Source organism: Nostoc cycadae WK-1 (assembly GCF_002897135.1).
Taxonomy (GTDB): Bacteria; Cyanobacteriota; Cyanobacteriia; order Cyanobacteriales; family Nostocaceae; genus Nostoc_B.
On sequence record NZ_DF978421.1, the window covers coordinates 83,340 to 103,815 of the forward strand.

General features: G+C 38.9%; 20 protein-coding genes and 1 tRNA gene. 12 read left to right on the forward strand and 9 right to left on the reverse strand.

All coding sequences use genetic code 11. The features are described 5' to 3' along the window. Positions 1 to 111 precede the first annotated feature (111 nt). Complete coding sequence (locus tag NCWK1_RS00315) at positions 112 to 1,746, forward strand: transglutaminase domain-containing protein (RefSeq protein WP_096582432.1); 1,635 nt, start codon at positions 112 to 114, stop codon at positions 1,744 to 1,746. 512 nt (positions 1,747 to 2,258) lie between these two features. Continuing rightward, the gene (locus tag NCWK1_RS00320; protein ID WP_103123320.1) at positions 2,259 to 3,626 is read left to right on the forward strand and encodes a hypothetical protein; all 1,368 of its coding nucleotides are present in this window, start codon (positions 2,259 to 2,261) and stop codon (positions 3,624 to 3,626) included. A 61-nt stretch (positions 3,627 to 3,687) separates the two neighbouring features. On the opposite strand, the gene NCWK1_RS00325 is transcribed toward NCWK1_RS00320, so the two are convergent. Next, positions 3,688 to 4,527: a PD-(D/E)XK nuclease family protein gene (locus tag NCWK1_RS00325; RefSeq protein WP_103123321.1), complete on the reverse strand. Its 840-nt coding sequence runs from the start codon at positions 4,525 to 4,527 to the stop codon at positions 3,688 to 3,690. 150 nt (positions 4,528 to 4,677) lie between these two features. Here NCWK1_RS00325 and NCWK1_RS00330 point away from each other — a divergent pair, with 150 nt between their 5' ends. From NCWK1_RS00330 to speB, 6 genes are all read left to right on the forward strand, one after another. Beyond that, positions 4,678 to 6,105, forward strand: coding sequence for a phosphoglucomutase/phosphomannomutase family protein (locus tag NCWK1_RS00330; RefSeq protein WP_103123322.1), 1,428 nt, complete (start codon positions 4,678 to 4,680; stop codon positions 6,103 to 6,105). 75 nt (positions 6,106 to 6,180) lie between these two features. After that, entirely contained in the window at positions 6,181 to 6,453 is a 273-nt protein-coding gene (locus tag NCWK1_RS00335) for a LapA family protein (protein ID WP_096582424.1), read from the forward strand. A 121-nt stretch (positions 6,454 to 6,574) separates the two neighbouring features. Further along, positions 6,575 to 7,192: a Uma2 family endonuclease gene (locus tag NCWK1_RS00340; protein WP_103123323.1), complete on the forward strand. Its 618-nt coding sequence runs from the start codon at positions 6,575 to 6,577 to the stop codon at positions 7,190 to 7,192. Further along, the gene (locus NCWK1_RS29305) at positions 7,179 to 7,316 is read left to right on the forward strand and encodes a hypothetical protein (RefSeq protein WP_187308013.1); all 138 of its coding nucleotides are present in this window, start codon (positions 7,179 to 7,181) and stop codon (positions 7,314 to 7,316) included. Before NCWK1_RS00340 ends, NCWK1_RS29305 begins: the two co-directional genes overlap by 14 nt. A 97-nt stretch (positions 7,317 to 7,413) precedes the next feature. Further along, positions 7,414 to 7,869: a response regulator gene (locus tag NCWK1_RS00345; RefSeq protein WP_103123324.1), complete on the forward strand. Its 456-nt coding sequence runs from the start codon at positions 7,414 to 7,416 to the stop codon at positions 7,867 to 7,869. A 56-nt stretch (positions 7,870 to 7,925) separates the two neighbouring features. Continuing rightward, entirely contained in the window at positions 7,926 to 8,963 is a 1,038-nt protein-coding gene (gene speB / locus NCWK1_RS00350; RefSeq protein ID WP_103123325.1) for an agmatinase SpeB, read from the forward strand. 29 nt (positions 8,964 to 8,992) lie between these two features. Here speB and NCWK1_RS00355 read toward each other — a convergent pair whose 3' ends face one another. Beyond that, positions 8,993 to 9,265, reverse strand: coding sequence for a hypothetical protein (locus tag NCWK1_RS00355; RefSeq protein WP_096582416.1), 273 nt, complete (start codon positions 9,263 to 9,265; stop codon positions 8,993 to 8,995). A gap of 375 nt (positions 9,266 to 9,640) precedes the next feature. On the opposite strand from NCWK1_RS00355, the gene NCWK1_RS00360 reads away from it, so the two are divergent. Continuing rightward, a complete protein-coding gene (locus tag NCWK1_RS00360) occupies positions 9,641 to 10,051 on the forward strand; it encodes a hypothetical protein (protein ID WP_187308014.1) in 411 nt (136 codons plus the stop codon). A gap of 151 nt (positions 10,052 to 10,202) precedes the next feature. Then, positions 10,203 to 11,057, forward strand: a complete 855-nt coding sequence (locus tag NCWK1_RS00365; protein WP_103123326.1) for an HIT family protein — start codon at positions 10,203 to 10,205, stop codon at positions 11,055 to 11,057. A gap of 88 nt (positions 11,058 to 11,145) precedes the next feature. On the opposite strand, the gene NCWK1_RS00370 is transcribed toward NCWK1_RS00365, so the two are convergent. Then, the gene (locus NCWK1_RS00370) at positions 11,146 to 12,039 is read right to left on the reverse strand and encodes a phytanoyl-CoA dioxygenase (protein WP_103123327.1); all 894 of its coding nucleotides are present in this window, start codon (positions 12,037 to 12,039) and stop codon (positions 11,146 to 11,148) included. A gap of 354 nt (positions 12,040 to 12,393) precedes the next feature. Beyond that, positions 12,394 to 12,774 (reverse strand): O-methyltransferase, encoded by a 381-nt coding sequence (locus NCWK1_RS00375; protein WP_103123328.1) that lies wholly within the window; start codon positions 12,772 to 12,774, stop codon positions 12,394 to 12,396. A gap of 72 nt (positions 12,775 to 12,846) precedes the next feature. Between NCWK1_RS00375 and NCWK1_RS00380 the strand changes: the two genes are divergently transcribed. Beyond that, entirely contained in the window at positions 12,847 to 13,254 is a 408-nt protein-coding gene (locus NCWK1_RS00380) for a hypothetical protein (RefSeq protein WP_096582406.1), read from the forward strand. Between the two features lie 97 nt (positions 13,255 to 13,351). After that, on the forward strand, positions 13,352 to 14,125 hold the full coding sequence (locus NCWK1_RS00385) for a hypothetical protein (RefSeq protein ID WP_103123329.1): 774 nt from the start codon (positions 13,352 to 13,354) through the stop codon (positions 14,123 to 14,125). Positions 14,126 to 14,418: 293 nt separating this feature from the next. Here NCWK1_RS00385 and NCWK1_RS00390 read toward each other — a convergent pair whose 3' ends face one another. The 5 genes from NCWK1_RS00390 to gshA all read right to left on the reverse strand — a co-directional run bounded on the left by NCWK1_RS00390 (position 14,419) and on the right by gshA (position 20,383). Next, positions 14,419 to 14,853 carry a SufE family protein gene (locus NCWK1_RS00390; protein WP_103123330.1) on the reverse strand — a complete coding sequence of 145 codons (435 nt, stop codon included), beginning with the start codon at positions 14,851 to 14,853 and terminating at the stop codon, positions 14,419 to 14,421. 176 nt (positions 14,854 to 15,029) lie between these two features. Beyond that, positions 15,030 to 15,103: transfer RNA gene (locus NCWK1_RS00395), tRNA-Met, on the reverse strand. A 172-nt stretch (positions 15,104 to 15,275) separates the two neighbouring features. Continuing rightward, a complete protein-coding gene (locus tag NCWK1_RS00400) occupies positions 15,276 to 17,519 on the reverse strand; it encodes a peptidoglycan DD-metalloendopeptidase family protein (RefSeq protein ID WP_103123331.1) in 2,244 nt (747 codons plus the stop codon). 790 nt (positions 17,520 to 18,309) lie between these two features. After that, the gene (locus NCWK1_RS00405) at positions 18,310 to 18,771 is read right to left on the reverse strand and encodes a tRNA (cytidine(34)-2'-O)-methyltransferase (protein ID WP_096582398.1); all 462 of its coding nucleotides are present in this window, start codon (positions 18,769 to 18,771) and stop codon (positions 18,310 to 18,312) included. A 472-nt stretch (positions 18,772 to 19,243) separates the two neighbouring features. Next, positions 19,244 to 20,383, reverse strand: coding sequence for a glutamate--cysteine ligase (gene gshA / locus NCWK1_RS00410; protein WP_103123332.1), 1,140 nt, complete (start codon positions 20,381 to 20,383; stop codon positions 19,244 to 19,246). Positions 20,384 to 20,476 lie beyond the last annotated feature (93 nt).

Consider the following 20,476-nt stretch of genomic DNA (forward strand, 5'->3'; position numbering starts at 1 on the left):
AATTTGCGGTTCCGTCTATAGGTTATGGCAAAATCTTTGCTAGGCGTGCTAAACCGGGGAATATATATGCTTAATATAAATTTTGCACTCCCTCATTAGACTGCAAGCCAGATGTTTGGGCAAAGGACAATTCGACCGCTTACGGCTGCCTCCCTATGTGGCATTGCTTTTATTGACGATAGACTGATTGCGATTGACAGTACAAAAGGGCATCTACTAGAGATTGATCCTGAGTCTGACAATAGCAAAATTATCAATCCGCACCAGGTGAAAGAATTTAATGATGTCACCGGTTTAGCAGTTTGGGAAGATACCCTCTGGGTAACTCGTGGTAATAGTGTTTATTTATCGAAGTTGGGATCTTTAGGGCTGGAACATTTTGCCACATTGCCTTATACAGCTAATGGTGTAGCTGTTTGGGACTCAACAGTTTATATTAGCTGCCAAAAGCTGGGTTACATTTTGATTTTTGACCGAAATACGCGGAAAGAAATTACCAAATTTTATGCGCCTGGAGTTGGTGTAGAAAATTTGACAGTGACTCAAGAAACTCTGTGGATTTGCGATCGCACTGAACAAACAGTTTACTCGATGGATCGGGCAACGGGTGAGCTAAATTTTAGTGTGCTGACACCGTTTGATTCACCAACAGGTATCGCCGTACATCATGATGGTGAGACAGGGAAAGATACGCTTTATGTCGCTTATGCTTCTGAGGAGCCTTATATCCGCGATAATCCTAATGCCGACCCAAATCATGAGTTAACTTACCGCGATCGTACTTTCATTCACCCGCTGTATTACTATTACAATCCTGATAAGCGCTATGCTCTTTCTAATGGCTATCTCATTGAAATGTCCTACGCCGAAGAAATTGCGCCCTTAGAGGAAGTGTATATCCCAGATGTTGAATGGCGTATAGCTTTACCCTCAGAAACAGAACGCCAAACACTTAAACACGTTGAACCTATTGGTGTCCCTTTTACAGAAGAAGTAATTGACGGGCAACGGGTGGCAGTATTTAAATTTGAGGCTTTAGCTCCTGGTGAACGGCACGTATTTGGCTGGAAGGCATTGTTAGAAGTACGGGGAATTAAGTATCGAATTACGCCTAAAGATGTTGAAGACTTGCCAGAACTTTCCGCAGAATTTCAAAGTCGTTACTTAGTAGATGACGATGATTTGGCAATGGATACTTCTATTGTCCGCAATGCAGCCCGTGATGCCATTGGCTCTGAAACCAACTTGCTGCGGAAAATGTATAGTATCCGTAACTATGTTTACGATGAGTTGTCTTACGGCATTAAACCCTACATTGACACCCCAGATATCGTTTTAGAACGAGGAGTTGGTTCTTGCGGTGAGTATGTGGGTGTTTTACTGGCTTTGTGCCGTTTAAATGGTATACCCTGTCGTACAGTCGGCAGATACAAATGCCCCCCATATAGTGAACATCAAGGAGTACCATTACAACCAGATTTTAATCATGTTTGGTTGGAGTTTTACATCCCCAATTTTGGTTGGTTGCCAATGGAATCAAATCCTGATGATTTGGGGTATGGTGGCCCTTATCCGACTCGCTTTTTTATGGGCTTGTGTTGGTATCATATTGAAATTGGCAAGGGTATCACTTTTGAAAGTTTAAATAGTCAAGGCACTAGACTAACAAAAGAAGATATTCCCATAGGTGATTTAGCAATTAATCATATTCGCTTTACGATTCTTAAAGAGTTGCCACCTTTTTAATTTTTACCTCAGTAGTTGGGTCACATCCTCCAAATTTTTCCTTGGAGAAATTTGACCCTCTAATATCAAGCCAATATAGATAAAATTCAGCTTGATACCAGTACCTAGTTTTGAAATTAAACAACATAACTATAAAACTTATATTTGATTTTTGGCAAAAATCGGTACATTCCTATCTACTTTCTTTGCAATTCTCTGTGTTCTGTTATTTAATCAGATTATGCAAGTAACAGTATGGAGATGGTTCTGTAGTCAACCTACACAGCAGAACCCGTATACACCCCCAAGACAGCTTTTCATAATTAGGATAGTCTTCCTGTATATAGTTAATTTTCCAGCTTTTTTAAAGCTGAAGTTGTGAAGCAATCATAAGGCTGATATTTATTGTCCTGACACTAAGTAAAAATATTAGTAAACAGAGAGATGAGATTTCTTAAGTTTGCATAAACGAAATCTTCTCTGATAATTCATCAACCCAATTTAACAGTGGTAATGATCAAGTGAATGATTGGATGAATCGTAAATCTCAAAAAATTCCCAAACCACAGGTTGCTAGTAATATTGTCGTCTCTAGCAATCAAGCTTATGTACCTTCATCCTTGACACAAAATTCTCAGCAATTTAATGCTGAAGAAAAGCAAATATATCAACATTTGCTGCATTTGGTGCAAGTCAAATCTCCTAATGAGATGATTGAGCGCTGTCGAGCTTTATTTATTGAAGGTGCAGATTATCCTGAACCAGAAATATTATTAATATTAGATAAAATTACAGCATCTAAAACTGCTGTGTATGAGTTTAATTTTTTTCTTAACCGTTGCTGTCATATTTTAATTAATCGCTGGCACATGCAGCCACAGTTACATTATGCTATTCCCCAATTAGTAAAATTATTTGAATTATCACCTACTAGGTCAAGAACAACAAGTTTTCGTTATCGCAACATTAGACGCTTGCGTGAATTAATCCAGATGTTTCTCGTCAGTGAACAGTATTTAATTTTACGCAGATTTGTGCAGATAATAACGAAAAACAACGAGGAAAATCTTAATCACGTACCTCAGCCTTTAATTACTTTAATTAATCGTTATCCTTATTTATATGAGCATTGTTTAATCAGTGATGACTCTACCTTTGAACACCAGTGGCGGGTTAGGCAAATACAAGCACAGGTAAAAAAACAATTTGAAGTTGATTTATCGAAATATGTTACTTATCAAGTGCGACGCACTCAGCTAATCAAAAAATTATCAGTAGATGAAGCAGATAAAATTTTACGTCCTGTAGGTAATCCTACATTATTGAGCGATCGCCAACTGCATGATACTCTACAACATTTTATTGGTAAGGTCGAAGGTAACTATACATATCAAGAATTGGCACAAAAATTTTTACATTCTAGTCAACAGGTAAATTGTTTTCGGGACTTTAAAGATAATTTGTATGAATATCTGATATCTTCGATTACTGGAGTTTCAGGAAAACGGCAGTTGCAACAAAAGTTATATGCACACTTAAAAAAAACATTACCACAAGCTGATCAGCAAAAACCTGATGAATTTTTAATCATGAGAACCTGTAATCAGTTATTGAATTTTTTAATTGTTGAAAGTCATTTATCGATACAACACTTTAATTTTATCGACTTAATTACTAATCAAGGCACTATAGTTACTACTGGATTATTGCTAAAGATTTTGTTGATTTGTCCTAAAGTTAAATCATATCTTGAAAAGAGATTAACAACTTTATTTCACCATTATGAATGTTCTAATACTAGCGATATAAATTGGCTAGTTCAAGTTTTAGAACAAGTTAATATTGCTATGATTCTTTATTTCGGCAATATTGATATATCTTATTTTAAAGAAATTTGTTAGGTTTAATTAAACTATCCAACAAAATCACCGCTAACTCTTAAATGATTAAGTTTTCCGACTCTTAAACTGGGATAATTGTGTGGGCAGAAGTTGTGACACTGGCAAATTCACAAATAGAATTAAAGGGACAGAAACGACAGTGATAGCCAGGGTTGGGCGGAAAAATTTGACTAAAATTACTATTTTTTTCCTGATATTTGTGCAAGTCGTCTTGATGTTTATGGGCAATATTAGCTAACTCATATTTTAAATTTTCAAATTCATTATTAGTAATTTTAATTAAGTCAGATTTTTTACCCAGTTCTAAATTATAAAATGACGCTACTGCTTGTCTGCCAGGATAAAGATAACGCGCAGCTAGTAGATAAACTAGTGCTTGTCTTTGGTCAAAGGCAGATTTGCCTGTTTTAAAATCTAGAATATGTAAAGTGCGATCGCCATCAATAAAAATGCAGTCCATAGCTGCATATAAGCGGAAATAAGAATCGCCTTGTTCAATTAAAATTGGCTTCGGAAAACCTTCATCACCTGGAGTTAATTGCAGAATATTTTTTCCTCGCAGCAGCGGCGCATCCTGATATTTCTTCAAAATTTGGATGACTCGCTGTTGCACTTGGTAGCTAGTATTGCTGAGTTTTAATAACTGTGCGACTTTTTCGACACCATCGGATTTGTTTAACAAATGTCTATTATGATGAAATTCATAAACGCCTTTTTGGGCGAGTATACCAATCCGCTGAGGTGCCGTAGCCTTTGTTAATAGTGCTTTAACTTCGGGTTCATGTTGACGTGCTTTAATAAACCCACGTCGCATTTGACAATGCCAGCGTTCTTGTCCTATGGCTGGGGCAATTAAAGACCAAAGGTGATAACTGGCAAAAGGTCGGTCGGGGGTTGACATCGCTAACAAGCAGTGAGAAGAAATACAGTGGGGAGAAATTTGAGCATTAATTTTGGCTGCTCACAACTTCTTTTGATACTTGCGGCTAGGCACGCTTTGCGGGAAGCTTCGTAATAGACTACTGAAGATGGACGGGAGAAATTGGCAACAATGAGCGTTACTAGCAATTCCGGTAAAATAAAGTTTGGGACTGATGGATGGAGAGGAATTATCGCCGATGATTTTACTTTCCCCAACGTACGGAAAGTAACTAGAGCGATCGCAAGTTACCTCGAAACAGCCTACTCTAAAGACAGACCTGTTCTAATTGCTTACGATACGCGGTTTTTAGCTGATGAGTTTGCCCGTACAGCCGCGCAAGTCTTAGCAGACTTGGGTTGGACGGTCAAAATTACTGATCGGGATTGTCCCACACCAGTAATTGCCTACAACGCCCGCCACTTAAATTCAGCAGGGGCGTTGATGTTTACAGCCAGCCATAATCCTGCACCATATTGTGGAATTAAATATATCCCCGATTATGCCGGGCCTGCCACTCCAGAAATCACTGATACTATTGTGGCAAATATTGAAAGTGCTGCGGATGATCTGCCTAGTAACAACCCTAGCGGGTCAATTTCTATTTTTGATCCCAAACCCGATTATTTGCAATTTATCTACACATTGCTCGATGTCGAACGCATTAAAAGCGCCCATCTGAAAGTTAAATATGATGCGCTATATTCCACATCCCGCGGTTATTTAGATGAAGTTTTGCAACAAAGTGGCGTGGAATTAGAAAGTTTCCACACTTGGCGAGATGTATTATTTGGTGGGGGAATGCCAGAACCCAAAGGCGAACAACTAGAAGAGTTAGTGGAAGCTGTACGCCGAGATCAAGCTGATTTAGGTTTGGCAACAGATGGCGATAGCGATCGCTTTGGTATCGTAGATGAACAAGGCAACGTCCTCACCCCTAACACTGTGCTGTTAGTGTTAGCAAGGCATTTAATCAAAAATAAAGGTAAAAGTGGCGCAATTGTCCGCACTGTAGCGACAACGCACTTGCTAGATAATTTTGCAGCTAAATATGGTCTGCCAATTTATGAAACACCCGTAGGCTTTAAATACATTGGTGAAAAAATGCGCGAAACTACCGTGCTGATTGGGGGCGAAGAATCAGGCGGTTTAAGTATTGTGGGGCATATTCCCGAAAAAGACGGTGTTTTAGCCGATATGCTAGTAGCAGAAGCGATCGCCTACGAAGGTAAACCCCTCAGCCAACTCGTCAAAGAAGCGATCGCTGAAGCTGATGGCCCCTTGTATAATCATCGTTTGGACTTACACCTCACCGAAGCCCACAAAACCGCCGTTATCGACTCCTTTACCAAAAATCCGCCCTCAGAAGTTGCGGGTATTAAAGTCAAAGAAACTGGGCGCAAAGACGGGATTAAACTTTACCTAGAAGAAGGTAGCTGGGTGTTGCTACGTCCTTCAGGAACAGAACCACTGGTGCGCGTTTACATGGAAACCCATAGTCCCGAAAAACTCTCGCAAATCGCCCAAGAAATGGAGAGCGTGATTGCTAAGTTAGGATAATAATTTACACCGCAGACGGACACAGATGAATCTTGATCAATATCTGTGTTCATCTGTGTTATTTTGTAATTTTTTATGAAGACAATTGCTAATTTGTTAATATCTATTGTTGTAGCTGTTTGGATAATGGCGATCGCAATTATCTCCGTTCAAAATGCCACACCAGTTTCGTTAAAGTTTTTGAGTTTCCAATCAATTCAAATACCAGTTGGTTTAGTCCTGGCTTTTAGTGCAGCTATTGGGGTAATTGGGATAGCTGTGCTGCAACCTCTGTGGGGGTTGGCTGGTTCCGGTGATAATCGCTTGGAAGAAGATGCTGAGTTTTTTGTTGATGATGAAGATTTTTAAGGGATAAATTAATAGTAGATAAATTAGTTTGCTTTTATAAGCATTGCAAAAGTCGCTTTTACTTACTCAGAGCGATCGCACTCTGCTTAAAGCTAAAATATGAAGAGCAGTGGTATCAGCCATGACTCAATCTCTCAGCAAGTTAATTACATTTGATGAATTTGTTGCTAAATATCCAGATCAAACAGGAAAATGTTACGAACTTCATGATGGAGTAGTTGTTGAAATGCCACAACCAACAGGAGATCATGAAGAAGTAGTTGGATTTTTAGCCTTTGAAATTACTAGAGAATGTATCCGTTTAAATCTTCCTTACTTCATACCTAAGACAGCACTAGTCAAACCGCCAGAAAACGAATCAGCTTACTCACCAGATGTACTGTTGTTAAATCGTGCCAATTTAGTCCATGAACCTCTTTGGAAAAAAGAATCCACTGTTATTCAAGGTTCATCAATACCATTGATTGTTGAAGTAGTGAGTACAAACTGGCGTGATGATTACCTTAAAAAATACGCTGATTATGAAGAGATGGGAATTCCTGAATATTGGATTGTAGATTATTCAGGATTGGGCGGTAGGGAGTTTATTGGTAATCCTAAACAGCCTACTATTTTGGTTTGCGCTTTGGAAGATGGAGAGTATCGTGTAAGTAAATTTAGAGGCAATAACCGAATCGAATCTGTAACCTTCCCGCATTTAAATCTAACTGCACAACAGATTATGAATGCTCGGTATTAGTAGTGGTACGGTCAGACTAGAACATTTATCAAATGAGTTACATCCTCATACTTACAATACCACAGACAAGCGATCGCACTCTACTTACATTTTCTCTAACGATATCAGACAGATGTCATGGTAGTTTGATTAAAGTTGCCCAGTAGTAGTCAGTATGCGGCTGACCATTACTGGGAAATCCTCCGTAATTGATTAGGCCAACTAGGGAGGCACAGCTTATCATGGCAAATAATTATGAAGACTCACATCGCCAAGATGATATAAACCATTGCCCATCTTTAGAGGGTTTGCAAATTCTAGTGGTAGATGATAATGAAGATAGCCTCGTTTTGACTACTTTTATTTTAGAAAGCTACGGTGTGCAGGTCACAACAGCAACATCAGCTTTAGAAGCGCTGGAACTAATCAAAAATTGCCGATTTGATATTTTGATTTTTGATATTGCTATGCCAAAAGTAGATGGATATTCCTTAATTCGCAAAGTTAGACAAATGTTAACGTTGCAAAAACAGCATACACCTGCGATCGCTTTAACTGCTCTGACTTCAGAGGACAGTTATAATCTGGCTTTTTTATCGGGTTTTCAAGGCTATATTCATAAACCTGTCGAAGCTAGTGTGTTAATAGCTGAAATTACGAAACTTTTAGGATTTTCTCAAGAAGGAAATGGTGAATAATCAAGGCGATCGCTAAAATACATACAGATAACCCAGGTAAATTCAGCAGGCGATCGATGATTAACCAACTCCCAGACTATAATCCTAGTGGTGTAGGTGAAATTAATGGCAACCTCTTCGGTTTGCCATTTGATTACGAGTCCGCCAACTTAATTGTCTTTGCCGTACCCTGGGAAGTTACCGTTTCCTATGGTGCAGGTACAGCAAACGGCCCCCAAAGAATCCTTGACGCTTCAACTCAACTGGATTTGTTTGATTTTGACAACCCTGATGGTTGGAAACAAGGAATTTTTTTAGTAGAAATTCCTCAAGATATTTTAGAAAAAAATCATTACTATCGCACCTTAGCTGACCAAATTATTGAAAGATTAGCACAAGGTAAACCCCTAACAGATACACCAGATTTAACTCCAATTCTGACAGAAATTAATCAGGCTTCCCAACAGGTAAATCAATGGCTATTTACCCAATCTCAAGCAGCAATCAATCAAGGTAAGCAAGTTGCAGTCATTGGCGGAGATCACAGTTCTCCATTGGGTTATTTTCAGGCATTAGCAACTAAATATCCCAACTACGGTATTCTGCATATTGATGCACACGCAGATTTACGCGATGCTTATGAGGGATTTGAATTTTCTCATGCCTCAATCATGTTTAATGCTGTGAAACTACCGCAAATTTCTAAGTTAGTCCAGGTAGGTTTACGTGATATTAGCCATGATGAAGTGCAAATGATTGACCAATCGCATGGTCGCATTGTTGCCTATTATGACCCAGCCATCAAGCAAAAACTGTATGCTGGCACCACCTGGATTGATATATGTCGTGAAATTATCAATCATTTGCCAGAAAATGTTTATATTAGCTTCGATATCGATGGTTTAGATCCGAAACTTTGCCCCAATACAGGTACTCCTGTCGCTGGTGGTTTGGAATTAGAGCAAACATTCTGTATATTACGTGAATTAGTCAATAGCGGTAGAAAAATTATTGGCTTTGATGTTTGTGAAGTTGGTGATGCAGAGTGGGATGGCAACGTCGGTGCTAGAGTTATGTATAAGCTGGCAAATTTTATGGAATTATCTCAGCGATGATATTGCCATTCAACTTCAACAAACAACCTCTAAGATACTTTTGGTTGATACCACAGGGATAAATTCAACTGTGAGCAGAAGTAATTTCCAGCCATAATTTGCTGCTTGTGGTCAACTATCCAATCATACAGTTGTGCTGCTCTTGCTAGTGCTACCCGTTCAGAACGATAAAGCCGCGGACTAGGACAGAAGACTTCACCATTAATGTGTATACCTGCAATTAACCAATAGTCACTACTTTCACCCTCTGGTAAAATTTCTAGAAACCCGCTACTGTAAGGCTCGATTATTCCTATATTCATTTGCAAGCATGACAATAATCATCCTATTTAATTTACCGAGGGTTTTCCGAAATAAAAGTAGTGTAAGCTCTATTTGTTATGCTTCAGGTATTTGATCTATGATTAACCATATATGAATGTATCTAGTACAGTAACTTTAATGACAGCAGGCAGAAAGTAAATACTGGATTTTCCCAACTAATGCAGTATGGCGTAAATAAAGCACCCATTGTAAATGGCTAAAGGCTTACTATATAGCTTTTTTAATTTCAGACTTGTGCTGTAAATTTGACTACCTAAATTTATCCGAACTTTTGTACCTACTCTACACCTACGGCTCCTATTCCTGCAAATATTGAAACCATTAAAAATATCGTAACAAGAGGATAGATTACATTGACTGCTAAAACACTTCTACAACGAATAAATCAACATCAATATCTGCGTGATTTACGAAATAAATTATTACATCTTCACCGGATGTTGCTAGAAACAGAACGCATCAACTATGAACAAGTTCGTGGAAGAGTATCGAATACTGAACTCTTTCAACTTGTTGTCGCTGATGAGCAATTTGCTTGGCTACATCGAATTTCTGAACTAGTTGTGCAAATTGATGAAACTCTATCATCTGATCAACCTATATCTTTAGAAGATGTGCAGAATTTAATTGCTAGTACCCGCATTTTAATTGCACCCTCAGAAGTAGGTGATGAATTTGCTAGAAAATACTATGCTGCTCTCCAAAGTGAGCCTAGCGTGGTATTAGCACATGCAGCAGTTTCCGAACTTTTAGCCATTAAGTAAATGCGGCAAAATGAAGGATATGTAACGAGAAGTATTTTACGGTACATATCCTTTTTTAATTTTTTATCTGAAGATTGCTGAAAACGTAGGCAAAATAACGATTTTATTATCAGCTGTGCTAAGACAGGAATGACCTAAAAATGGACATTCTATGCAGCAGCAAAACAATCAATTCAGCCATCTCACAGCGATAGAAAGAACTTACCTGTCATTTCCAGCAAAGTTGTTATTAAATCAAAACCTACTTCGGGGCAAAATATTAGATTTTGGCTGTGGTTTTGGTAACGATGTTAAATTGTTGCGCGAAAAAGGTTGTGATATTACAGGTTATGATCCTTATTATGTGCCTAATTACCCTCTTGGGCAATTTGATACAATAATTTGCTTTTATGTTTTAAATGTATTGTTTTCTGAAGAGCAAGCTAATGTTTTAATGGAAGTTTCTCACCTATTAAAACCAGGAGGAAAAGCTTATTATGTTGTGAGAAGAGATATTAAAAAACAAGGTTTTAGAGAGCATTATGTGCATAAAAAACCGACCTATCAATGTACTGTAAAGCTGCCATTTCATTCAATTTATTTGGATGATAGCCGAGAAATATATGAATATACTCATTATAATTACCAACGTAATTCGTCTAATAACTGTCTCTTTTGTAATCCTTATAGAAATTTAAAGCTATTAACTGAGTCAGCAACAGCTTATGCCATTTTTGATGGTTATCCTGTAAGTAAAGGTCATGTTTTAGTCATTCCTAAACGCCATGTGAGTAATTATTTTGAACTACCTTTCAAGGAGCAATCTGCTTGCTGGTTAATGGTGAACAAAGTTCAAGAAATTATCAAAACAGAATTTGCGCCTGATGGCTTTAATGTTGGTATGAATATCAATCGAGAAGCTGGACAAAATATTCTGCACGCTAGTATTCATATTATTCCTCGCTACAAAGGTGACAACATGGGTGTTAAAAGTGGCATCAGGAATGTGATACCCAAAAGAAAATAACTAGATTTTCTTTTTAGATCTCATTTTTCTTAGGTAATGTGTGATGAGTGATTTAAAACTACTCATAGTACTAGCACTATAAAAATAACTATTCTAGATATTCTTGCCAAAATAGAGATTGCTTTTGTTGCACAGAAAGATTTTTTGAAAGTTGAAGTAAGGCTTGATACGGTAGAGAATTATTAATATAAAATAGTTCTTTTTTTCTCCTAGAAGTATAATCAAAAAATATAGTAAATCTGTCTGAATTTTCTGGGGCTTTACCTCTATGAAAAATGCTCCCTGTACCAGCAAAAATTACTGTACCAGAACTCCCAATACAGGATTTATAGTTGTCTGGGGAAATCACCTTTTGCATAGTTTCATTTGGGATATATCCATAATTATATTTTAAATATTGAACTATATTCGAGGTCAAAGACAGAGGTATATATTGAAAAGGCCCATGATTTTCTGAAACATCATTCACATAAACTATTATTTTCAATACTTTGCGATCTTCTGGGTCTAAATGCCAAAGTCGAGAACCTTTTTCTAATTGATTTGCTAAATCTCTCCGAAAATATGTTCCATGATATGCCACTGGTAGACCAATATAATGCTCGATAATATTTAGTAAACGTTGTTCTAATCCCCACAAAAAAATTGTGGGATATGCCATAATTTGCTGTGAACTAGCATGAATAACGTATTGATTATCATCACTATTAATCTCTAGTTGAATCTGAGATGTCAGAGCCTGGGCTGTCTGAAGAAGTTGAGGATTAGATGTAATTCCCAAATTATCTAAGGAAGTAATTGCAACACCTTCATGATTAATTTTTTCAACTAATTCTAGGTCATCTTTTGAGATAATAGGTAAATTTGTTTTATGCTTATTAATTGCCATCTGATAAGCAATATCATTTTGCTGTTTTACAAATGGTATTTGATAAATTTTCTTAAAAATTCTTTTTTGGATTTTTGGTAATAAAAGATTCATATAATTTCCTCGTACGTTATTTGAAAAATATATTTTTACTACTACGACCAGCGAAAAAAATTAATTCCCCACTAAATAGGGATTATATTTATGAAGATATATAGGGAAATAAATCTGGTTTAGACACTTAATCAAGTTAATTCATTAATCCCAATTCAATGTCTTACTTTAGTTATAAATTTGAGGCAATAATTAGTTGTTTGGGTAAGTTTTAATACTAAAAGACAAGGATAGTAAAGATAGGTAGATAAAGCATGACTGGATAGTCAGTTTATCTCCCAATAAATCTAAAAGTAAATATTAATTTTGATTTTGCTTGAGGATATATTAACCTCGCTTGAGTGCTAAACTCAGTCAGTCGCTAATGAGAAAAATTGAAAGAGTGATTCGTTTATCATCGTGTAGCTTTTGATTGATAGAACGGATAGCTTGAGTACTGTGGTTTTGAATTTGAAAGTTGGCTACTCGCCCAGACCATAAAACATTATTGATCGCAATTAAGCCACCAGAACGAATTAATTGCAAACATCGCTCCTCATAAGAAGCATCAATAAAGGCAAAATCAAAGGTGCCAACTTGTCCGATCACTAACAGTTGATCTAAACTTTCTAAGGCTGGTGCTAATCGCAGGTAAATTTTGGCTAGTCCAGCTTGCTGCCAATATCGCCATGCGATCGCTGTATACTCTTCGTTAATATCACAGGCAAAGATTTGACTATCAGCAGGTAAGCTCAAGCGACTGACAGCGAAATGTAACTATTTAAAGCATATACCGCTATACTAGCGCTGGAGAGTAGAATATCGAAGATGGTGCGATTGTTTGTCACAATGATTTTGCTAGTATTGTTAACCGCTTGTGGTACCGTTGGACTACTGCCAACTAGCGAGTTAGTACGAAAAGCGATCGCACTTGGGCTAGAACAAACTCAACAAGAACTTAGTCAAAAACTCGATCTCGATTTTCAGGGGTTGGAAATTCAGCAGTTAAAAATTGCTGAAGAAAAACCGCTGACAATTCAAAATTTACCAGCATTCCGCGTCAAAGGAAAATACGATTTAATTATCAAGTTACCGCAGCGACAGTTGACGCAACTGCAACAACCTTTTGAACTGTACTTACAAATTCAACAAGAAGGCAAAACTTGGCGATTATTATTGCCAGATAAGACTAGCAAAGATTCTCAAAGAGTTTGGCGCAGTTATCTTATTCAATAATTAATCTGTGCAAGTAACCAAACCAGCACAACCATTCCGTAGAAATCCCCAGCCATCGCCATGATTGAAATGATAGTTTCACTGGAGTCATGGCAAAGTGTATTTTAACTTTTTTATCAGTTCCATCGTGGGAATTGTCACTATATTATTGTTAGCTTTTGGCCTACTGCAATGGTTTCATGTACCCGCAGGTAACTTCTTAGATTGGGTAATTGGCGGTGCAAGTTTTTGGTGGTTATTGGTAATTGTCACTGTACCTTGGAATGTGCATTTTCAAGCCAAAGAAGTTTTAGCAGAAGCAGCGCAATCTACAGAAAAAGGTATTCCTGTAGATGGCAAACAAGTAAAATATGTCCAGTTATTAGCCAAGCGATCGCTTTGGTTGGCAGTTGCTTTACACTTATTCTCAGCAATTGGACTTTACACTCTCGCAGCCACTGGAATTAGTGCAGTCGGTTATATTAGTTCTGGTGCAGCTTTATTATTAACAATTTTGCGTCCTGCTATTCGCGCCTACGAATATTTATATGCACGGCTAACTATGATTAGCCAAGAATGGAAGTATCCCCGCGAAGATATTTTTGAACTGCGGAATCGCTTCTTGGAGTTAGAACAAAAAGTGCAATCTTTAGAAGAACAACTGAACCCAGAACAAGCATATTCTTTACCTGCAACTCAACAACGTTTCGCGGAAGAAACACGCAAGGAAGTATCCAGGATTTTAGCTAATTTAGAAGAATTACGCGCCACAAATCAAACAGAACATGAACGTTTAGCCAGAGAAGCCAGAAATGCGATCGCCCAACTGTCTACTGATGGGCAATTTCTCGATCATGTCCGCGAAATTATCCGATTTTTCAAAACAGCTTGAGGTTGTTTGAATAGAAGCTTTTGCAATTGGAAATTGCGGCTATACAAACAAAACCCCTTCGGATTCGCCAGTTGCCTGCGGAGGGTTTCCCTCCCGCAGCACTGGTCTCATACCGTTTCACGAAAAAAATGATACGAATTATGGGTTTTTCATTCTTTCCCCCTACTCCCTGCGGTCTATTTGTATCAAACTTAAAGTGAAACGGTATCACCACCTGCGCGGGTTTCAAAACTCAATTTTTTCTTAGTCCACGTAAGTGGACTTTAGTTAGCTTTTCAACTCAGCACTTTCAACTATTGTTCTAACTTGCATTCCAACGCCTTTTTCTGCATGGTTTTAAATATGTTGTAAAACCCGTTAGCGCGGGAAGGTGTCAAGCTGACATTTAAACCTGTTTCTTGAATAAAATCTGGTGTTAATTGGACAATTTCTGTGGGATTCAGCCCATTTAAACCTTCGATTAACAGCGCGACTAATCCTTTAGTTAACTGAGAATCAGATTCTCCTTGAAAGAAAACTTTCCCTTCATTTAAAGTGGCGGTGACATAAACCTGAGAAACACAACCAGGGACTTTATTTTCTGGTAGCTTGTCAGCTTCTGGAAATTCTGGAAGCTTCTGTGCATACCAGATGAGTTGTTCATAGCGCCGCTTAGGATCGGAAGCACGTTGAAAGCGCTGGACGATTTTAGCGAGAGCAGGTGGTAAAGAATCTAAGCTGGAAGACATAACAGAAGCTGCAAATAATTCGGTCTCACCTTGAGTGTAAATTATCTAGAGGGCGATCGCGTTCACGATGAGCAAGTCTAGGATCAAACCTCATCAATAGAAAATCTTATTAAAACTCATACTCCAAATGATTGAAGATATTCATCGGAATAAGCGTAAGTTTAAAACCTTAAAAATGGCTCAGGTCGGATTTGAACCAACGACCCCAGGCTTATGAGTCCCGTGCTCTAACCAACTGAGCTACTGAGCCAAACGCTTTTGCATTAATTCTTAATATAGCATATACATTTGTTCATGACTAGTCTATTTTTCAAAAAATTTTCACCCACAAACGCATCTAGCATCTGACTAAACTAGGCAAAAGAGGGAGGAAAACTCCCTCTTTTAACAAGGCAATGACTGAGTTGGATACAGGCAAGGACTTATATGCGGTTTTGTTGTGGTAAAAAGGCAATTGGGTTAACTGCGCCCTTACCTGATGGATGAATTTCAAAGTGGGAGTGAGGCCCAGTACTGAAACCAGTACTACCCATTAAAGCAATGGTTTCACCTTGACGCACTTGTTGACCTGGACGCACCAGAATCTTGCTGTTATGACCATAACGAGTCATACTGCCGTCAGGATGGCGAATATCCACGAGATTTCCATAACCACCTTTATTCCAGCCAGCTTTTTCAATCACGCCATCAGCCGATGCGTAAACTGGTGTACCAGTGGCGTTAGCAACGTCAATACCTTTGTGCATTCTTCCCCAACGCCAACCATAACCAGAGGTAAATACACCTTTTGCTGGCCAAATATAAGCTACAGATGAGGAGGAAGGTGGAGGGATGGTCTCATCAATAGGTTTGGGTAAGTATTGATCTACTGCTGCTAAGGGTGGTAGTTGTGGCGATACCTGATTTCCCCGCATTCTTCTGGGAGAATCAGCAGCGTTGATCCCAATTGGTGGTACTGCCACTGTAGCCTGGTTAGGCAGAAACTCTGGATTGATTGCCTCGTTTGTGGCGCGAGTAGCACGACGAAATTCGGGCTTAATCGGTTGAGCGCTGTAGCTTGGTAAGATGGGTGTCGGAACAGGAATAGGCACAGCAAAATTTTTAGTTCCTGATACAGGCTTGGTAACAGCCAAGTTATTAGGAATGGCTACAGGAATTGGAATAGCAACGCTGTTTTTGTCAGTATCAGTTGTTGCTTGTGCAACTACATTGCCAGACTCTTGAGCGCGATATTTCTGCTGTAGTCTTTGAATTTCTGCCTGTAAGCTCTGTAGACGCTCGTTGTTTCTACCTCTGGCAACCTTTTGGGCAGTTTGACTTCCTGACTGTAGTTCGGCAAAGACTTTTGGTACTGGCGTGTCACCACCTACACCGTAAGTATTAGCGTTAGCAGTATTTGTCTGTGTTTGGTTGTTCGTTGTTGCTGTGGTGGTGGGCTTGACAGCATTATTGTTGACAAAAACTGGTGAAACTGGTGCTAAGGATACATTAGGGTTGCTGCTGGCAGTGTTGATAGGTACCCCAGCTACTTTAGAATTATTGGTGAACTGTACAACCGATGGATTAACTGCTACAGGTATTGAGATTGAGCCATTGCGGTTGCCGTTAGCCGATGGCAAAATCAGCTTTTGACTAATTTTCAGCTGGTTGGGATTGCTGATATTGTTGAGTTTTGCTAATTCTGCAACACTAGTGTTGTATCGGCTGGCGATCGCTGCTAAGGTATCTCCAGGCTTAACTTCGTAAGCTGTATCAGTATTTGTTGGTGACACCATCTGTGGTGTGGCAGGTGCAGATGTTGTTGCCAGTGGTTGTATCTGCTCGCTAGGAGATTTTATCTGCTTAGTCTCTGGGAAGAACTTTGTTTTGTCTTCATCAACCAAAGCTGGCAACTGTTGTGCTACCTCTTTATTGATAATGGTAGGTGACAACTTCTCTGCTACAGTTGTCTCCTGAGCCAATGCAGTAGTTTTGGTTAAGTTTTTCGACTCCCCAGACCGCAACTCCGCCAGACTTGCTCTTAAACGGTTCGATTTTTCTTGTAAGTGATATAGAGCAAATTCTTGCTGCGCTTTTAATTTAGCATTAACTTCATCGCTGGCAATTGTAGTTTCGCTACCTGTTGTTGGTACTTGGTTGGCGGCTACATTGTTAGCATTCAGGATTTCCTTTGCCTTTTTATCCTTGGCTAATTGCGCCTGTTTGATGGCATTTGTGTCGGCTGCTGTTTGGGAAACATCCTCTGTTGGTGGAACTAACACAGACATTCCACTTGCCGCAACTTGCAATTTAGCTTCAAGCCCTGGCAATTGTGAAATTGCTGTTGGTTCCATAATGACAGCATTTTCTGCCATAGTCGCGGCAGAAGCTAGTTTTGTCTCTAGCTTTGTGGGAACGAATTTCACCTCAGTGTCAGGCGCAGCAGGAAGATTTGAGGCTACTTTTTGGCTACCTACAGGTGCGGCTGCTTGGGCTTGATCGCTTTGTCGAGTCACTAAAAGACTAGTTGCTCCGACTGAGATAGCCAAGCCAATCATGGCGGCTTGTGTGCTAACCCGACGATTGATCTTGGGATTCACCACATTTAACTGTTCGTTCGGGACACCATCACTGCTGGGGGTATTTTTCAGCACAGCTTTTACTCTTTTTTTCAATGCTCGTTTCAAAGACGACCTCCTATGATCACTAGCGCTTAACTGACCTCGATTTTGCAGTCGGAATACTAGTCTATGATTTCGATCACATCTGATGATAGATCGGGATCACATTCACCAGAGACACTTACGCAAGATTAACCTGCTTCTCTGATTTAGACAAGTTTACACCTGTTAGCAAAACATAAAGTTGCTGTGCTTACTTGTCCGCTCCACTCCTCACACCTTAGAACTTCTGCTTTTTGCAGTTGTCAGCGCTTAGTTTACTTTACTCGCTGGGATGGGAAAAGTTGATATTAGCCGAATCTGCTTTTCTTGTCAGCAATTGTAGTTGCTATAACTTTTAAAAAGTGATGCCTCCTGCTGTAAATATCTTCAAGGTTTTTCTTGCCAATCCGTCTTCCCAACAGGAGACTTTACGTTGATTCTTCCCTAAAACACAACCGTACAAACTCTCCAGTACTTTTGTCCTCCTGAAATATACTTATTCAGACAAGATAGTACAAAGGCCTTATCCGTATGGATTTTCAGCTTTTTGTTTCCTGCGGCTCGGTGAATGAAATTCATCAAAATCTATCATTCAAATTTGGTAGATTCTCAAATTTAATATATAAATTTCTTATATTAAACCTATCTAGTGAACTAGATTTTTTCAGAATTATTACTTAAATTACAATAGCTTAAGTATAAAAAGTCAAATTGTTTTTGATGAGCATTGAATCATTTGCTGTCGCAAATCCAGGTTTCAATTAACTCCAAAAGTCTTGTAAGTATAAATGCTTATGAAATTTTTGATCAAAAACTACACTAAATAACCTAGTTGTCGCCGAGCTTCAAATAAGCCTATGGCAACACTAACCGAAAGATTTAGGCTACGCACCCCTGGTTGAAACATAGGAATATACAAGGTTGTATCACAAATTGATAACGCCTCTGGTGATAAGCCAGTAGTCTCGCTACCAAATAAAAGCCAATCATTAGGTTCAAACTGAAATTGAGTGTAGTTAAAACTTCCTCTCACAGAGAAACCTAAACATCTACCCCCTCTCTGCTGATGTAAGGTTTTAAAGGCTTCGAGTGACTTATGCTCATGGAGTTTGACATAAGGCCAGTAATCTAATCCCGCCCTTTTAAGGTAGCGATCGCTAATTTCAAACCCTAAAGGCCCCACCAAATGTAGTTCTGTTCCTGTCGCAGCGCAAGTACGCGCTATATTGCCTGTATTAGGGGGAATTTGCGGATTTACTAAAACTACCTGGGGCATTGTCTGTAGAACTGAGATATTTTGTATAGAAAGTTACATTAACAAGAAAAAATCTATCTAAAGGTAGAGGTTATATATAGGTTTTCTTAATAACCATTTTTTAGTTTACATCGATTAGTTTTTTAAAACAAAAAAATTGCCAAGATTCCCTAAAAATTTTCTGAAAATGTGTTGGATTAACCTGCGAAAAAAACTACTTTATGTTTTCCGAAGTGGAAATCCGTCTTGAGTTATTTGCTGGCTACTTGGAGAAAATCTACCTTATGTATGAAACCATAAATTATGGTCTTAGAGTAGAGGGAATTTCTAAGTTGGGTATTGGGTACTGGTCAATCAGCTAAAACATATCTAACTACATAACCATCTGTAAAAAAATAGTCATTAGTCATTTGTACCTTGTTCTTTGCAAAGACTAACGACTAATGACAGTCCTAATCACAAAATGTGTAACTTGAACAACCTCAATTTCCCATTAGGCCAGCAAGGATGAACACAATTTGTTTTCTAATTCCATTTCTCGTTCTTGTGTCGCCACAATCGCTTGGGTAATAACACGCTGAGAGTCAAAGCCTACGCTGTGTAGTTGTAACCACTGTTGAGCTTCGTTACCTTCACGCAGAATTTTATGCAATGGGGAAAGGAAACAACTAAAGCCTTGTTGTTTAGCGATCGCCCAAACTTCTTGATATAATTCCGCAATCCAATCTCTGGCTAAAATAGTTCTGCCATCTTGCCAATGTTGCATCTGAGCATCAAGACTTGCACTAGCGGCTGCTATTTCATTGTTAGTGGTCAGAGCAATTAGTTCTTCTGGAGAGAAGCTACTGTTAGTTAAGGGATCTGAATCGGGATTATTGATTACCTGCAACAAACGCGCTTCTAACAATGCGGTAATTGCGAGTAAAGCAATCGGATCTGTGACTAAATCGCAAATTCGCAGTTCTAACCGATTGAGATCATAAGGACGGCGATCGCCATTGGGTCTTACCGATACCCATAAATGGCGGACATTTTGCATTGTTCCCGCCACTAACTGCTCTTCTACCCACTGAATATGATGAGCGTGGCTAGTAAATAATGGTACGTAAGCAGGTGTTTGGGGAAAGACACCCCAACGTGTAGAGTGATAGCCAGTGGTTTTGCCATTAAAAAAGGGCGATGAAGCGCTGAGGGCAAGATACAGTGGTGCTTCTAAGCGAATGAGCCGACAAGCCCGCATTAATATTTCTGGGTCACTAATACCTACATTGATATGCACACTGGCTGTAACTACGTTTGTACCGTAAGTTTGCTCAATATAGTCATGATAAGGATTGGTTGGATCAGAACGAAAAAAGCGATCGCCCCCACTCAAAGACAATGTACTTCCTGGTATTAAAGTGTAGTTACCCAAACGCTGGAGGTACTTTCTTAACTCGCGGCGCGGATACAGCAAGGCACATAAGAGATTTTCGTAACTTGTGGATGGCTTCGTTATGTATTCTACGTTGCGGCTGTCTGGTTCCCGCATAAAGCCGTCCAAGTCGGCAACAATCTTATCGGAGAGACCAACAATTTCACCTTGAGGTGTGCCAGTATACATCTCGATTTCAAAGCCTTTTGATAGCACCACTTAGTTCTCCTTGGCTCTCTCAGCCTATTAATTGTATCGAATTAGACGATTTTTTGTGTTGAAGTTGCCGTTATTTAAACGTTAAGAATCTTT

Bases quoted from the DNA above. Each gene is read 5' to 3' on its own strand.
- NCWK1_RS00320 (WP_103123320.1), top strand. From the start codon at position 2,259: ATGAATCGTAAATCTCAAAAAATTCCCAAACCACAGGTTGCTAGTAAT.
- NCWK1_RS00390 (WP_103123330.1), bottom strand. From the start codon at position 14,853: ATGTCTTCCAGCTTAGATTCTTTACCACCTGCTCTCGCTAAAATCGTC.
- NCWK1_RS00365 (WP_103123326.1), top strand. From the start codon at position 10,203: ATGCAGCAGCAAAACAATCAATTCAGCCATCTCACAGCGATAGAAAGA.
- NCWK1_RS00325 (WP_103123321.1), bottom strand. From the start codon at position 4,527: ATGTCAACCCCCGACCGACCTTTTGCCAGTTATCACCTTTGGTCTTTA.
- NCWK1_RS00335 (WP_096582424.1), top strand. From the start codon at position 6,181: ATGAAGACAATTGCTAATTTGTTAATATCTATTGTTGTAGCTGTTTGG.
- NCWK1_RS00330 (WP_103123322.1), top strand. From the start codon at position 4,678: ATGAGCGTTACTAGCAATTCCGGTAAAATAAAGTTTGGGACTGATGGA.
- NCWK1_RS00380 (WP_096582406.1), top strand. From the start codon at position 12,847: ATGGTGCGATTGTTTGTCACAATGATTTTGCTAGTATTGTTAACCGCT.
- speB (WP_103123325.1), top strand. From the start codon at position 7,926: ATGATTAACCAACTCCCAGACTATAATCCTAGTGGTGTAGGTGAAATT.
- NCWK1_RS00370 (WP_103123327.1), bottom strand. From the start codon at position 12,039: ATGAATCTTTTATTACCAAAAATCCAAAAAAGAATTTTTAAGAAAATT.
- NCWK1_RS00355 (WP_096582416.1), bottom strand. From the start codon at position 9,265: ATGAATATAGGAATAATCGAGCCTTACAGTAGCGGGTTTCTAGAAATT.
- NCWK1_RS00405 (WP_096582398.1), bottom strand. From the start codon at position 18,771: ATGCCCCAGGTAGTTTTAGTAAATCCGCAAATTCCCCCTAATACAGGC.
- NCWK1_RS00340 (WP_103123323.1), top strand. From the start codon at position 6,575: ATGACTCAATCTCTCAGCAAGTTAATTACATTTGATGAATTTGTTGCT.
- NCWK1_RS00315 (WP_096582432.1), top strand. From the start codon at position 112: ATGTTTGGGCAAAGGACAATTCGACCGCTTACGGCTGCCTCCCTATGT.
- NCWK1_RS00345 (WP_103123324.1), top strand. From the start codon at position 7,414: ATGGCAAATAATTATGAAGACTCACATCGCCAAGATGATATAAACCAT.
- NCWK1_RS29305 (WP_187308013.1), top strand. From the start codon at position 7,179: ATGCTCGGTATTAGTAGTGGTACGGTCAGACTAGAACATTTATCAAAT.